17 protein-coding genes and 1 pseudogene are annotated in these 14,841 nt (G+C 39.1%); 6 read left to right on the top strand and 12 right to left on the bottom strand.

All coding sequences use genetic code 11. From position 1 onward, the window contains the following. Nucleotides 1–4: 4 nt before the first annotated feature. Nucleotides 5–1,312, bottom strand: coding sequence for a murein hydrolase activator EnvC (envC, locus tag D3222_RS10180; RefSeq protein ID WP_118986055.1), 1,308 nt, complete (start codon nt 1,310–1,312; stop codon nt 5–7). 356 nt (nt 1,313–1,668) lie between these two features. On the opposite strand from envC, the gene D3222_RS10185 reads away from it, so the two are divergent. From D3222_RS10185 to cysE, 4 genes are all read left to right on the top strand, one after another. Continuing rightward, nucleotides 1,669–2,106 (top strand): rhodanese-like domain-containing protein, encoded by a 438-nt coding sequence (locus D3222_RS10185; RefSeq protein WP_118986056.1) that lies wholly within the window; start codon nt 1,669–1,671, stop codon nt 2,104–2,106. Between the two features lie 69 nt (nt 2,107–2,175). After that, a complete protein-coding gene (secB, locus tag D3222_RS10190; protein ID WP_118986057.1) occupies nt 2,176–2,652 on the top strand; it encodes a protein-export chaperone SecB in 477 nt (158 codons plus the stop codon). After that, entirely contained in the window at nt 2,652–3,674 is a 1,023-nt protein-coding gene (gpsA, locus tag D3222_RS10195) for an NAD(P)H-dependent glycerol-3-phosphate dehydrogenase (RefSeq protein ID WP_118986058.1), read from the top strand. The genes secB and gpsA overlap by 1 nt, the downstream gene beginning before the upstream one ends. A gap of 44 nt (nt 3,675–3,718) precedes the next feature. Continuing rightward, nucleotides 3,719–4,540, top strand: a complete 822-nt coding sequence (gene cysE / locus D3222_RS10200; protein ID WP_118986059.1) for a serine O-acetyltransferase — start codon at nt 3,719–3,721, stop codon at nt 4,538–4,540. Between the two features lie 223 nt (nt 4,541–4,763). Here cysE and D3222_RS10210 read toward each other — a convergent pair whose 3' ends face one another. Together D3222_RS10210 and trmL are read right to left on the bottom strand one after the other, a co-directional pair. Further along, complete coding sequence (locus D3222_RS10210) at nt 4,764–5,462, bottom strand: class I SAM-dependent methyltransferase (protein WP_118986060.1); 699 nt, start codon at nt 5,460–5,462, stop codon at nt 4,764–4,766. A 600-nt stretch (nt 5,463–6,062) separates the two neighbouring features. After that, nucleotides 6,063–6,551 carry a tRNA (uridine(34)/cytosine(34)/5-carboxymethylaminomethyluridine(34)-2'-O)-methyltransferase TrmL gene (gene trmL, locus D3222_RS10215; RefSeq protein WP_118986061.1) on the bottom strand — a complete coding sequence of 163 codons (489 nt, stop codon included), beginning with the start codon at nt 6,549–6,551 and terminating at the stop codon, nt 6,063–6,065. A gap of 177 nt (nt 6,552–6,728) precedes the next feature. Here trmL and D3222_RS10220 point away from each other — a divergent pair, with 177 nt between their 5' ends. Together D3222_RS10220 and D3222_RS10225 are read left to right on the top strand one after the other, a co-directional pair. Continuing rightward, nucleotides 6,729–6,986 (top strand): type II toxin-antitoxin system RelB/DinJ family antitoxin, encoded by a 258-nt coding sequence (locus tag D3222_RS10220; protein WP_118986062.1) that lies wholly within the window; start codon nt 6,729–6,731, stop codon nt 6,984–6,986. Then, nucleotides 6,980–7,126: a type II toxin-antitoxin system YafQ family toxin gene (locus D3222_RS10225; protein WP_118986063.1), complete on the top strand. Its 147-nt coding sequence runs from the start codon at nt 6,980–6,982 to the stop codon at nt 7,124–7,126. The genes D3222_RS10220 and D3222_RS10225 overlap by 7 nt, the downstream gene beginning before the upstream one ends. 69 nt (nt 7,127–7,195) lie before the next feature. On the opposite strand, the gene galE is transcribed toward D3222_RS10225, so the two are convergent. The 9 genes and pseudogenes from galE to D3222_RS10270 form a co-directional block, all read right to left on the bottom strand. After that, entirely contained in the window at nt 7,196–8,215 is a 1,020-nt protein-coding gene (gene galE / locus D3222_RS10230; protein ID WP_118986064.1) for a UDP-glucose 4-epimerase GalE, read from the bottom strand. A 231-nt stretch (nt 8,216–8,446) separates the two neighbouring features. Then, the gene (locus D3222_RS26695) at nt 8,447–9,559 is read right to left on the bottom strand and encodes an acyltransferase family protein (RefSeq protein ID WP_118986065.1); all 1,113 of its coding nucleotides are present in this window, start codon (nt 9,557–9,559) and stop codon (nt 8,447–8,449) included. A gap of 153 nt (nt 9,560–9,712) precedes the next feature. After that, nucleotides 9,713–9,977: pseudogene (locus tag D3222_RS10240) on the bottom strand (transposase); the annotation flags it as partial. Between the two features lie 29 nt (nt 9,978–10,006). Further along, a protein-coding gene (locus tag D3222_RS10245) for an IS5 family transposase (RefSeq protein WP_255417026.1) occupies nt 10,007–10,845 on the bottom strand; the annotation gives its coding sequence in 2 pieces (ribosomal slippage) (nt 10,007–10,503 and nt 10,503–10,845; 840 coding nt in all). 104 nt (nt 10,846–10,949) lie between these two features. Next, the gene (locus tag D3222_RS10250) at nt 10,950–12,014 is read right to left on the bottom strand and encodes a nuclear transport factor 2 family protein (protein WP_118986066.1); all 1,065 of its coding nucleotides are present in this window, start codon (nt 12,012–12,014) and stop codon (nt 10,950–10,952) included. Then, nucleotides 12,011–12,655, bottom strand: coding sequence for an HAD family hydrolase (locus tag D3222_RS10255; protein WP_118986067.1), 645 nt, complete (start codon nt 12,653–12,655; stop codon nt 12,011–12,013). Before D3222_RS10255 ends, D3222_RS10250 begins: the two co-directional genes overlap by 4 nt. After that, on the bottom strand, nt 12,652–13,290 hold the full coding sequence (locus tag D3222_RS10260; protein ID WP_118986068.1) for a hypothetical protein: 639 nt from the start codon (nt 13,288–13,290) through the stop codon (nt 12,652–12,654). The genes D3222_RS10255 and D3222_RS10260 overlap by 4 nt, the downstream gene beginning before the upstream one ends. 16 nt (nt 13,291–13,306) lie before the next feature. Further along, complete coding sequence (locus D3222_RS10265; protein WP_118986069.1) at nt 13,307–14,029, bottom strand: ABC transporter ATP-binding protein; 723 nt, start codon at nt 14,027–14,029, stop codon at nt 13,307–13,309. Continuing rightward, the gene (locus D3222_RS10270) at nt 14,026–14,841 is read right to left on the bottom strand and encodes an ABC transporter permease (RefSeq protein ID WP_118986070.1); all 816 of its coding nucleotides are present in this window, start codon (nt 14,839–14,841) and stop codon (nt 14,026–14,028) included. Before D3222_RS10270 ends, D3222_RS10265 begins: the two co-directional genes overlap by 4 nt.

Genomic DNA, 14,841 nt, shown 5'->3' on the forward strand with positions numbered 1-14,841 from the left:
CTGATTATCTCCCAAGCCACGGTTGTGGGTTTACCGCTCTTCCCTGACGGCGGATTTCAAAATAGAGTGCGGGTTGCTGCTGACCGCCACTGTTTCCGACCAATGCAATAGGTTGTCCGGCACGAACTTGCTGGCCGACCCTGACCAGGGCACTCTGATTATAGCCATAGAGACTCATATCACCTTTACCGTGCTCTATAACGACAACCAGCCCATAGCCTTGCAACCAGTCAGCCAACAGCACCCGGCCATCGGATATCGCTTTGACTTCAGTGCCTTCCGTGGCTGAAATCACCATGCCTTTCCAGCGTAATTCGCCTTGCAGCGCTTCACCAAACTGATGTATCACCTTACCGTGGACAGGCCAGATTGCCTGACCAGCCGGACGGCCAAGGCCCCCGGTACGTGCCATCAATGCGCGTTCATCTTCAGTTGGCTTATAGCTGGAGCCTTTTTGCTGTGCTTGTTTCTGTTTCGCTGCAATCTGAGCACGGACACGGGCCGCTTCTTTGGCTTCTCGTTCAGCACGTGCTTTCGCTTCTCGTTCTGCCTTGGCAATTTTATCTTGCAGACGGGTTTCATTTTGTTTTAGTTCAGCGAGATTTTTCTGGTCTTTCTTTAAGGAGGATTCCAGTTCAGTTAGGGTTTTTTGTCGGGCGCTACGGGCCACTTCCATCTGCTGCTTCTGTTGTTGTTGCTCAGTCAGAACTTGTTTTTGCTCTTTCTGTTTCTGTTGTTCGAGTTTTTTCTGTTCAGTTAAATCCACTGTTGTTTGCTCAAGTTTAACAATGGTGTCCTGACGGGCTTGATTAAGGTAGCTATAGTAAGCGAGTATGCGCTCATCCCTCTTACCCTCCTCTCCTCTGAACATGAGTTCAAGCCCTTGATGTTGCCCTTGACGGAATGCAGCATCCAATTGGCGTGCCAACATATCTCGTTGCGCTTTTTGTTGTTTTTCCAGTTTTTTGATGTTGGAGACTAGAGCGGTAATCTCTTTATTCAGCTTACTGAGTTGAGTTTGGGTGTTGTGTAGAGATTGACCAATTTTGGAAATGGTATTTTCCTGATCTTTCAGTTGATTTAGCAAAGAACTCCGTTTTTGCTGCTGTTGTTGCACGCTTTTCTCTTTCTCCGCGATGTTTTGTTGGAGATCTTTCAGCTGATTTTTATTGGCGATAATTTGATTCGCAAAGGTATTAAAGCTGAAAATAGCCAACAGGAAAGCATAGAACAATAAGGCACAGATATTATTCCGCCGTGAGTTCTGATTGCGCCGATAATTACGGCTATGCATTTCCTTGTTGTCAGCCATTTCTGTAAATATACCTTGCTACTGTATGCACTAGATTATTTCATGATGAACAAAGCGTTACCAGATGCTACGCTGATTTTTTACACTTTCAGATGATGCTGTCTTAACATCGAAATCGGATAATAATAAACATATTAGCCTATTTATCGTTGAAATTCCTGCATGCATCCAGTGTGACAGAACAGATGCTGATAATGCACTTAACGTGTTCCATTTTTAGGGTATTTTTATTTTTTCTCGAAACTCTCCGCAAAATTTGCACCGAGCTTGTGCTATTTGGCTGTAATTGACGCAACACAAAGGTATACTCTGGAACCTTAGATATTTGTTATTAACCAACGGGAGTTTTTGCCCCCATGCTGCAAGAAATCATGCAATTTATTAACCAGCATATGACCTTAAGCCTCATTTGGATTGCACTGCTGGTTGCCGTTATTGTGACTACAACGAGAGGTTTATTCTCTAGAACCAAAGAGATAACTCGTGCGCAAGCTATTAATCTGATCAATAAAGAAGAAGCCATTGTCGTGGACTTACGTTCCCGTGAAGATTTCCGCAAAGGGCATATTATTGGTTCAGTAAACCTGACTCCCTCTGAAATTAAAGACAACAATTTTGCTGAGTTGGAAAAACATAAAAAGCAGCCTGTAATTGTTGTTTCTGCGAATGGCACTGAATCTCGTACGCCGGCAGAGAATCTTATTCATGCTGGTTTTGAACGCGTATGTTCCTTGAAAGAAGGTTTGGTGGGTTGGACAGGCGAAAACTTGCCATTAGCGTGTGGTAAAAAGTAATCATTTTGGGCGTGAATGGTGACATTCACATAAAAAATTTAATAAGGACATCTAAAGGTAACAATTATTATGTCAGAACAAAGCAATACAGAAATGGCTTTCCAGATCCAACGTATTTACACCAAAGATATCTCTTTTGAAGCACCAAACGCACCGCAAGTGTTTCAGCAGGAATGGCAGCCGGAAGTAAAACTGGATCTGGATACAGCTTCCAGTGAGTTGGCTCAAGGGGTTTATGAAGTTGTTCTGCGTGTGACTGTAACCGCAGCTTTGGGAGAAGAGACGGCATTCCTGTGTGAAGTACAGCAAGGGGGTATTTTCTCTATTGACGGTATCGAAGGAACTCAACTCGCTCACTGCTTGGGGGCATATTGTCCGAATATCCTGTTCCCATATGCTCGTGAATGCATCACTAACTTGGTTAGCCGTGGTACCTTCCCACAACTGAATCTGGCTCCAGTAAACTTTGACGCTCTGTTCATGAACTACCTGCAACAGCAGGCAGAACAGTCTCAGGGCGGTGAACAAACTGAACAGGAAGCTTAATGAATAGTACTGTTTCTATGACAGTGATCGGTGCCGGTTCATACGGCACCTCATTAGCCATTACGCTGGCTCGTAATGGTCATAATGTTGTACTTTGGGGGCATAATCCAGAGCATGTTGGGGCATTGCAACAGTCGCGTTGTAATCAGAAATTTCTGCCGGATGTTTCCTTTCCTGATAGTTTATTGCTTGAAACAGACCTAATAAAAGCACTAACAGCGAGCCGCGATATTCTTGTTGTGGTACCTAGCCATGTGTTTGGTGAAGTGCTGAAGCAGGTAAAACCACATCTACGGCCTGATTCACGTATCGTCTGGGCAACTAAAGGTTTGGAAGCTGATACCGGTCGGTTACTACAGGATGTGGCCCGTGAGATATTAGGCAATGAAATACCGCTAGCGGTGCTCTCTGGGCCAACATTTGCTAAAGAGTTAGCGGCTGGTTTGCCTACTGCGATTGCTATTTCCGCGACGGAATCTGCTTTTGGCGATGAACTTCAGCAATTATTCCACTGTGGCAAAAGCTTCCGGGTTTATAAAAATCCTGATTTTATTGGTGTTCAGCTCGGTGGTGCCGTAAAAAACGTGATTGCCATTGGTGCGGGAATATCTGATGGTATGGGTTTTGGTGCTAATGCTCGTACTGCCTTGATTACCCGTGGATTGGCGGAAATGAGTCGCCTTGGTACAGCGCTTGGTGCTGATCCTTCAACCTTTATGGGCATGGCGGGATTGGGCGATTTGGTCTTAACTTGTACTGATAATCAATCACGTAACCGTCGTTTTGGCATGATGTTGGGGCAGGGAATTAGTGTCGAAGAAGCCCAATATCAGATTGGACAGGTTGTTGAAGGTTACCGCAATACCAAAGAAGTACGTGCGTTGGCTAATCGTGCCAATGTAGAAATGCCGATTGCAGAACAAATCTATCAGATACTCTATTGCAATAAAAATGTGAAAGAAGCTGCTCAGGCATTATTAGGAAGAGCCAGAAAGGATGAGAGCGATGACGTGCGCTCTTGAATAAAAATCTAATGAGATAGGTTCTAAATGTGAGAGTAAAAAATATGTCGCTAGAGGAATTGGACGAAGTTTGGAAGAACATAAAAACAGAAGCGAGAGCGCTGGCTGAATGTGAACCGATGTTAGCCAGTTTTTTTCATGCAACGTTACTCAAACATGAAAATCTTGGTAGTGCCTTAAGTTATATGTTGGCTAATAAGCTGGCTACGCCGATTATGCCGGCTATTGCTGTTAGAGAGATCGTAGAAGAGGCTTATGGCTCAGATCAAAAAATGATTGTTTCTGCTGCCCGCGACATCATAGCGGTACGTCTACGTGATCCTGCCGTAGATAAGTATTCAACTCCTCTGCTGTACCTCAAAGGGTTTCATGCTCTACAAGCCTATCGTATTGCCCATTGGATATGGGGAGAAGGACGTAAAGCACTGGCTATTTATCTGCAAAACCAAATCTCGATGTCTTTTGGCGTTGATATTCATCCGGCGGCAAAGATTGGCTGTGGCATTATGCTTGACCATGCTACAGGCATTGTAATTGGTGAAACGGCGGTAGTGGAGAATGACGTATCTATCCTACAATCCGTCACCCTTGGCGGTACTGGTAAAACAGGGGGTGATCGTCATCCAAAAGTCAGGGAAGGGGTGATGATTGGCGCAGGTTCGAAAATACTGGGTAATATCGAAATTGGTCGTGGGGCAAAAATTGGTGCGGGTTCAGTTGTACTTCGCTCTGTTCCGCCACACACAACAGCTGCTGGAGTGCCAGCCCGTATTGTCGGTAAACCAGAAAGCGAAAAGCCATCACTGGATATGAACCAGCACTTTAATGGTATCAACCACGGCTTTGAGTATGGTGATGGGATTTGATTTCTCGAAATATATACCCTTCATCTTTCAAGCTGCTGCTTTGTTGGCTGCTTTCACTCACCCCAGTCACATAGTGATCTATGCTCCTGGGGATTCATTCACTTGCCGCCGCGCTGCAACTCGAAATCTATTAGGTATAGGTATTAATAATCTTCGTCATATTTTCACATATTAAATGTGAAAATATGATCTGGCATACTTAATTTATTTAATCTTCTATAAATTATTTTTTTGCTACACCTATTATAATATAGTGCCAATGTTTAGGAACGACTTTATTTAGAATTTTATTATCTAACACCCCTAAAAATTTTCTTTGAAATTCATTCCTACCAAGAGTAGCAAGGAATCCTAAAGTTGTATAATTAACATTTGAAAATGCTGATAGATAATCTGTCATTTCATTGACGGTGACATAACCCCAAGCATTTCCCCACTTAATATAATTTTTCCTGAGAAATTTATGCAATGGTGATGCAACTAAATTTTCTGCAAACCAAAACTCACCATCTTTTTTTAGTGAATGAAATATTTGATTAATAGCCTCTTTTTGTGCTGTTTTGTTTGAGTTATAGCCGATGCCGCCTAATACTGATTTAAACATAACGATATCAAAATGGTTCTTATATTTAATATCCAATGCACTCAATTTTTCATATTGAATGTTATCTTCTATATTATAACGCTTATGTTTCTCCAATGCCTTTGTTGTAGGGCCATTTAGGTCGGTACATAAAACATTTCCCCCATTCAATGCAGCCCACAATGATAACCCACCATGTTCACTTCCTATTTCTAGAATATTAGCTGATTTTAATTCTAAGCCAGAATTATCTTGCCAATATTTTAAGGCATGTCTCCAATTATATATGTCCCATTCTATGACATCTTGGAGAAATTCTTTTGAGTTTTTTGCTTTCATAGAGTAACCAATATCTATCAATGAAAATGAGTTGTCTTAATATTAACTATATTAAATTATTATGATCTAAATAGTAGATCATTTGAGGGAATTAGCCCGGTTTTAGTGATCTAAATAAATTTATGAAGAGATAAAATCCCCCAATATGGTTATTCTATACTAATCATAGCACCTACGCTCTGTAATAAACGATGATTTAACTCAAAAACTTGTTAAGAAAACCCCAGGATAAAAACTACATCTAATGTCTTCCTATTGTCCTCTACCCATTCTTTTGTCGGATATGGTATTGGCGGCTGGAAAGTTTACCTGCTGGGTTTAAATAGCAATATGCCAATGCTTATGCATCTCATTCAATATGCTCCTGTGATGACAGATTGCTACATTCCTGAGTTGATAACCATCGTGGTTAATTGTTTTACGTACCACACTTCATCCGAGAACATGATGAAAATGGTTGCCTGGTTTTGGTGCAGTGTAGAAGACTACTCTGCACCAGACCCACATTAAAGAAGAAAAAATTGCCGCGATACGATAAATAACGCGTCGAGTTATTGTAAAAAAGTGCAGCGATATTCGTCACGCTTATTTAATGACACACTAATTTTTTATGATAGCGCCTTGATAATCTAATTGTCGCCAGGCTTCAAAAACGACAACAGCAACTGAATTGGAGAGATTCATACTGCGGCTATTTGCCAGCATTGGGATACGGATTTTTTGTTGTGGCGGCATATTATCCAATACGTAAGGTGGTAGCCCTCTGGTTTCCGGCCCGAACATTAAATAATCTCCTGCTTGATAACTTACCGCACTATGTGCCGGTGTGCCTTTTGTTGTGAGAGCAAACAAACGAGCAGAAGATTCTTCTATTAACTTTTCATTCTTTAAAAAAGCAAAATAATCATGATGTTGTTTAACATTGGCAAACTCATGATAATCCAGTCCGGCTCGACGTAGCCTTTTATCATCCCAGGTAAAACCCAGAGGCTGAATCAGATGCAATTGGAAGCCAGTATTGGCACAAAGGCGAATAATATTACCGGTATTAGGTGGGATTTCAGGTTCAAATAAGACGATGTTTAGCATATGCCCCCCAGAAACAAGGGGCACAGATTAGCAGAAATCAGGAGGGGGTGCAGGGGGATTTCATCTCTGGTTTATCTGTTGGAAAATCCTTCAGAGATTGCTTATCACTCGGATATATTCATTTGTTTGTGGCTACAATATGGCTATTATATAGACAAACATTGAGGGAGGTTTCTTATGGCTGATACTGTTGTACGTGCCCGTGTTAATCCTAAATCCAAAGCGGCGGCGATGGCTAATGCGAAAGCTTTAGGGCTGAGTCTTTCCACTATAATTCGTATGGTGGTTAATCGTCTGGCTGTTGAGCCAGAATTACCTGCTGAGTTGCTGCAACTTAATCAGGATACATTACAGGCTATTCGAGATCTGGAAAATGGCGTAGGTGTTCACCGAGTTGATACGATAGATGAACTAAAGCGTGATCTTGGATGGTAAATAATGCTAAAGATTGTTTACCAGAGCGTTACCGTGAACATTCATTAGCAGGCCAATATATTGGCTACCTTGAATGCCACGGAGCGCCAGATATTTTGCTTATTTATCAGCGCACAAATACTGAATTGAAACTATATTGAATAGGTAGTCGTTCAGATTTATTCTGAATTTTACTTCTTTTAAGGAATCAAACAATGTAGACATATACCTTAATTAGAGCGAAAACCATTGGGGTTATTCTTTTGCCAGTTCCAGCTATCGCGCATCATATCGTCAATATTACGTGTTGCTTGCCAGCCAAGGATATTGTGAGCTCTGGACGGATCAGACCAACATTCAGCAATATCCCCAGGACGCCTATCTGTAATTTTATATGGAATATCTTTACCTGATGCCTTTTCAAAAGCATAAAGTAGTTCAAGTACAGAATAGCCAGCACCTGTTCCTAAATTGAAAACTTCATAAGATTGTTGTTTATCCAGATAGTCAATAGCGGCAATATGGCCTTCAGCCAAATCCATTACGTGAATATAATCACGAACACCGGTACCGTCTTTGGTTGGATAATCGTTGCCATAAATTGATAAACATTCCAGACGACCAATAGCAACCTGAGTGATATAAGGTAATAGGTTATTGGGAATACCGTTAGGGTCTTCGCCAATCATACCTGATGGGTGTGCACCAACAGGGTTGAAATATCTCAGGCTGGTGATTTTGAAACTTGATTCGGCAGCGGCAAAATCTTTTAGAATTTGCTCAACCATCAGTTTAGAAGTGCCATAAGGGTTGGTGGTGCCGCCTACTTTCGCATTTTCAGTTAGAGGTACAAATTCAGGATCACCATAAACCGTTGCAGATGAACTGAAAATCAGTTGATGTACGCCATTGGCACGCATGGCCTGCAACAGAACTAGGGTACCAGTGACATTGTTTTGATAATACTCAAGTGGCTTTCTGGTAGATTCACCAACTGCTTTTAAACCTGCGAAATGAATAACTGTGCCTATTTTGTTTTCTTGGAAGATTTTATTCAGTAAATTTAGATCAAGTACATCACCTTGATAAAACTTCACTGATTTGCCAGTAAGTTTTTCAACTCTACGAAGAGATTCAGGTGATGAATTGCAGAGATTATCAATAACAACAACATCAGCTCCTCTTTCCAGAAGAGCTAATACTGTATGTGAGCCGATATAGCCGGCTCCGCCGGTGATTAGGATTGACATAAGTAGGGTAAAAGATTAGGAGTGCACTATTTAATGTAAGTTTTCTAGGTACCTATTTATAACACTTTCTATGTTAAAAATCTTCATTTGTAAATTTTTTCTTTTCTACTCTCATGTTTTTCTTTACTCCAGGATTTAGTATTAAATATTCAACAGATTCTTTTAATACTAATGAGTTTTTTATAAGTATAAGTAATCCTTTATAACTTATAGTATTAAGTGAAAATAGTTCTACTTCATCTTACTAATCAACCTTCGTGATATTGCTATAAATGGTTTCTCTATTAATAAGTGGGTTAGGTACGATATAAAAATGATTATCAATCCAGTAAAGAAAAATTTCGAGAATCCGCTAATTTTCCGGAAAAAATGTAACTCGGAAAGCAACCGAAACAAAATAAACTGAGTTAGGTAAACTGAGTACGAAATATTTCCAAGCATATTCATGAATTCGCACTTATCGATACCAAAGGTTTTTTCGTACAGTACAAAGGTTGATACCATAAGGAAGGAAATTATTCCCCAATTATTGGGTCCGTGTAGAAGTTTAAATGGTGGCGCAGTACTACCTGATGGAATTAGCCCTCCGGAACAAAGTACGCATACTGATGCTAGGAATATAAATAACAACAAGACCTTGATAAGTTCTGAAACAGGCAGCGTTACATGTTTATGAATTAAGTAAGCGAACATACCATAGATGAAGTCAATCATCATTGGCGACGATAACAGAGCGATGAACGGTCTCTCAATCCCTTCTGGATAGTTCATTGTTCTGTATGCATTTATAGACACCGAACCTGAAAATACTAACTGTAACACGAGCATAGTCGTGAATATCAGAGTTATTCCAGCTACCACTCGATATTTGCGAGATATAATAATTGCAACTAGAAAGAGTATATAGAACATCACTTCATAACTGAGAGTCCATACTGGTGCTAATATATTGTAACCAAAGAACGGTGGGGGTGAGAGGTAGTTGATGTGAAGTGGTAATATCGATTTAATGACGTTATGAAGATTTGGTTCACCGTAATCAGTTATATTCATTTTAATAGCAAGCATCGAACAGATAGCAACGCAGATAAGTATTAATGGGTAAAGTCTAAAGGATCTGCGGATAATGTATTTTAACCATCCATGATGTTCATTTTTTTCTGTTGAAAGGCAGATGACGAACCCGCTGATCACAAAGAAAAGATCCACGCCGAAAAAGAATTGACCAAAAAGAAGATGGCCAATATTTTGTTGTGTATAAACTCCATCAAGTATAGGTGACATGTGAACAAGTAGCACCAGTATGGCAGCCGCACCTCGAAGATATTGAATGGATAAGAGCATTATTAATCCTGTATATATGTATTTAATTGCTCATTGGGTGGCAATGATATATATTTTTTTAGTGATTTGTCGAGAACGTTCAGAATTCTGTGTCACGTTAAAAATATTACAGCGTCATCACGTTTTCAGTCGCCCGTTAAAATAAATGGCTAACTAGGACAATGTCAAATTCCAACTCTGAATGGGCATTGTCCATTTTGCCTGTGCATTCATTAGCCCCAGATAAAGCAGCTTCAACAAATTTTTTTCGTTCGGGAAAGCTCCTTTGGTTTTCGTCAGCTTCCTGAACTGGCGGCGCATTGATTCTATGATTGGTGGTATAAATCACCTTTCTGATACCAGCTGGATAACGAAAATACGCTGACAGATTCACCCACTTTTTGCGTCAAGATTGGGTAACCACTGGATACTGCTCTCCTCATTTGGCTTCTAGGCTGTGTCCTTCAATTAAATAATCGTCTTAAGAAATAAACGGATACAACCTAATTTCACCATAGCTATATAGTTTCTTGCGGTTTTTTCATAACGTGTGCCAATGCGACGATACTCTTTGAGTCGACCAAAACCTCTTTCTACAACATTTCTTCTTCGATAGGTTTCATGGTCGAATTTAACCCGTCCATCTGTTCGGGCTTTTTCGTTTGATTTATAGGGAATTATCACTTTTATTCCCTGACGTTTTAACCGGTTGCGTAATGAGTGGCTGGCGTAACCTTTATCAGCAATCACCGCTTTTGAACGCCGTTTCATAAAACCGTTTTTACGCTGAATACCCAGACCATCCAACAGGCGTATTGCATATTGACTTTCGTGACATTGACCGGCACTGAGTACCACATTCAATGGGTGTCCTTTTCCATCGACCGCCAGATGGATTTTGGAACCATAACCACCCTGAGAGCGACCCAGGCCATGGTCTCCGGTGATATCGGGATGTTTTTTTGGGCGCCCGCCGCACAATGTGCCGCACGAATGTTACTGCCATCCAGTGATATGGCGGACCAATCAACTAAATCTTGCTCATCCAGTATTGACAATAACTTATTGAAAATGAGATTAATTATTCCTGATTTTGACCACCGATTAAAGCGGTTATAGACGGTCCTCCAGGAACCATAACGTTCGGGTAAATCCCGCCAGGGGGCACCGGAACATAGCACCCAAAACATACCGTTGATAACCCGGCGATGTTCAACATAAGGATGTCCTGCCCGTTGAGAATGTTCAGGGGGCAATAAGGGGAGCAGTAACTCCCATGCTTCATCAGGAAGGTCGTAACGAGCCATAACATGTTTTGTCCGAAAGTCAGAGCCAGATGATTATCCTATCTCAATCTATTGCGGGACACAGCCTAGAATTGGACTATTTAATTAAATTGTATAAGTATTAATCAGTAAAGGTAAGCATCTAATGTTACAATCTTACCTTTAGGATTCCATTCTATGATATCTACGCCCCGGAAAACTTTTTCATCCAAAGTAAGTTCAAATTCGATCATTGATTTTGAAGCTTCTGTGAGAATGGATTTTGCTACAAAGGAAAGTTTCTTATGTGAAGAGAAAAGCTGTATCAACATTTCTCGAATACTATCGTCACCGATTAAATGATTGCCAGGATCAATCAGAGAAGCATTACGATCAAACAGTTCCATCACTTCACGTAATGATTTTTTATCAAATGCTTTAATGTAAGCTTCAGTTAAGCTACGTATCGGGCCGGTTGTTTTACGATGACTCATTTCAAAGGATTTTACTGCATGAGCATCATAAAAATTATGATAAACGGAATCGGCCAATGGCCTACACGTTATTTTTTTACCCATCAAAACCAGTTCATTAAGGCAAGAAGAAAGATAAAAGTTACCATCGATAGTACCACCTTTCCTGATAAGGTTTTTAGCAGCTGAAATGAAGTCATTTGCTTTTTTAAAATAATATAAACCAGCAATCGCATTTCGACTGATTGCGTTTTTTTCTGCGGCTTGCACTACATTACCTTCATCATTAATTTTTACAAAAGACCATTTAGGGTGGACAGATTCGAAAGTTAAAACGGCGGAATCTGAATCGCTAGCACGAAAATCATTGACAATCTCCTGGAGATTATCATTTATATAGTGGTCAGCAGACGCGATAATCAGCTCAGAATCAAGGTTTAACTCGTCAATTGCCATAAGGCTGCTACATACTGCCCCCTTTGTAATACCTTGCAATGGAACGATTTTACCTTCTCCATTTGAGATTATATTGATTATGGTTTTGAGACTTAGTTTATTCAGTTTTTCAATTGGAGCGACATATATAATTTTGTATTTCTCTTGTAGAGACGTAAAAATCTCTTGTGAGTATTCTAATAGTGTTCGGTTTGAAACTTCAGTCAAAAGTTTAGGGTAGATGAAATCATTTGAGGTTTCATATAAGTTTTTCCCACTCATAGGAATAATAATATTAATCATTTTTCCACCTCTGGCTTTTCAATCTTATTAATGAAATTTTTGATGTTCTCGTAATTTACATCATAAATAGTTTCGACTTCTAACACATTCGCACTGCTAGCTTTTGCTGCTTTTATTCCATTTTCATTATCCTCAACAATTACACATTCATGAGGTTTTAAGCCTAATTTCGATATTGCAAGATTATACATTTCTGGGTCGGGTTTGCCTTGTACAACATCCTGGTTAGAAATAAAGAATTCTAAATAATTTGATAAGTGAGACTTTTCCATCATAACTTCAATGGAAGTTTTTATGGAGTTAGAAGCGACAGCAAGCTTATATCCTTCCTTATGTAACGAAGCTAACGCAAACTCATGATGAAACATTGGCTTGCAAAGGTTATGAATAATATCCATTGTATATTGCTGTTTCATTTCATTAATAAACCCGTGTAAAGACGGCGATAATCCCTTGTCTTTACTTAGCATTATCAATTTGTCTCTTGTAGGTAAACCATCATATGTAGTTAAATGTTCTTGCCTTGTTATTTCCAGGCCAAAGAGACCTAATGCTTTGTTTAAGGCATCATAATGCCAATCCTTGGCATCAATTAGTACTCCATCCATATCGAAAATAACAGCTTTAATTTTTTTATTCATAAGAAAAACTCCGTTGCATCTTCAGGCAGATCAGTACAAAGAATTAAATTTCGATCACTAATAAGATTGTGGGGGAAAGTTTTATATTTCTTCCATGATTCAATGTGGTTTCGATGGTGTAACTCTGGAGAAACTATGCAAACTTTTTTGCCTGAAGATAAAAACTTATTTAATAGATCAGCGGTAACGAGATCTTGACTAAAGCCGTCGAGCCAAATCCCTTCAGCACGATCATATAAAGAATTTATTGACTCATACTCGCTATATCTAGCGAATGTTGAGAGCCCTAAAGAGAAATACCCAAGCATATCAGGTATAGACATATCGAAGAAAAAGTAATTTGAAAGATTCTCTTGCTCAAGGATCAATCTCACCTTTTCTTGTAACCCGTCAGCTTTTACATTTAAAGCTAATGTTCCGTTATTATTACCAATATTTTTTTTATAAATAGAAATAAACTCTTTGAAGGTAATACAATCCGAACTTGCGATATCATGACTAATAACTAATTCACCTTTATAATCACGGATATCTGTTTCAGTTCCGAAACCTAGTGAGAAAGAACGTTCGAAAGCGGTTGCAGTATTTTTTTCACGTTCAGAAAACCAATAACCACGGTGGGATATAATTTCCATACTTATCTCCGATTCATCAACCAATTAAACTATCGTAATAATCAAAACCTTCATTGGTTTTTCCATCAAATGTCTTTTTCCCGTGTTCAAGAATTATAACTTTTTCACATATTGATGAAATTTGGTTTTTATCATGGCTAACAAATACTATTGTTTTACCCTGTTTTTTTATTTCATTTATTTTATTGATACATTTACTTTGAAAGTTAGCATCGCCAACCGATACAGCTTCATCAATAACAAGAATATCTGAACTGAGACTGACACCAATTGAGAATGCTAATCTTAAATACATCCCGGATGAATAGTATTTAACCGGAGTTTCGATGAACTCGCCAATTTCAGAAAATTCAACGATATCGTCAAACTTTTGCTTAACCTGCTTCCTACTCATCCCCAAGATCGCACCAGAAAGGTAGATATTTTCATATCCAGATAGATCCTGATGAAACCCTGCTCCTACCTCGAGAAGACTTGAAAAATTACCACAAATGCATATTTTCCCAGTGGTTGGTAAAATGATCCGTGTCATCAATTTCAGAATAGTTGACTTTCCTGCACCATTTTTCCCCATTAGACCAACTGAAGATCCTTCTTCAATATGAAAACTAACATCATCTACAGCGGTAAACTGTTCTCCACGATCAACTCTATTTTTTCTGAATGAGAATAAATCTTTTAAGGAATCATGATTCCGATGTGTGTCATAGATTTTAGATACTTTGTCGAACCTAATCATTCGAGATCTACCACTTTCCTTTCATTATAGATAAAATACATTCCCCCAAGTACAGCTACCAGAACTGATGCAGTGAAGGTAATTGCGATACTCGGTACATCATTCCCTCCTAAGAACCCATAACGCGCTAGCTCAATAATATGAACAAGAGGGTTTATTTGATAATAGAATTGATATTCATCGGGAATAATACTTGCAGTATAGACAATGGGAGAAATATAAAAAAGAATTTGCATAAAAAGAGGTATAAAATGTCTAAAATCTTTATATCTAACCTTTAAAATAGACATAAAACAACCTAGTCCCCATGCAAAAAGAATGGTTGTAAATACTGCAACAGGTGTGATTAACAATAGTTTTGTTATATTTATATTAACCTTCAAGTAAATCAAAACCGGAATAAAAAAAACAAAGGCAATAATAAAATCGACAACAGCTACAAAGGTACTGGATAAGCCAAAAACTATCCTAGGGAAATAGACCTTTTTAATTAAATGTATATTGTTTATTAGCGAGTCACTAACAGAACTCATACATGCTGAAAAAAAATTCCAGTATATGATACCTACAACTAGAACAGCTGAATAGGGTGCGGCATATTCTGGTGTAGGGACTCTAACTAACAAACCAAAAACAACAGCAAATAAAATAAAGTTAGCAAGGGGATTAATGACAGCCCAGAGCCAGCCTAATGATGTTTGTTTATATCGAACAGAGAAATCTCTTTTCACCAATTGCAAAATAATATATCTTGAGTCAATTATCTCTCTGAGCGAAGTTTTACTCTTTTTCGAAGATACAATTCTTGGCAT

This window comes from Photorhabdus sp. CRCIA-P01, assembly GCF_003545805.1.
Lineage (GTDB): Bacteria > Pseudomonadota > Gammaproteobacteria > Enterobacterales > Enterobacteriaceae > Photorhabdus > Photorhabdus antumapuensis.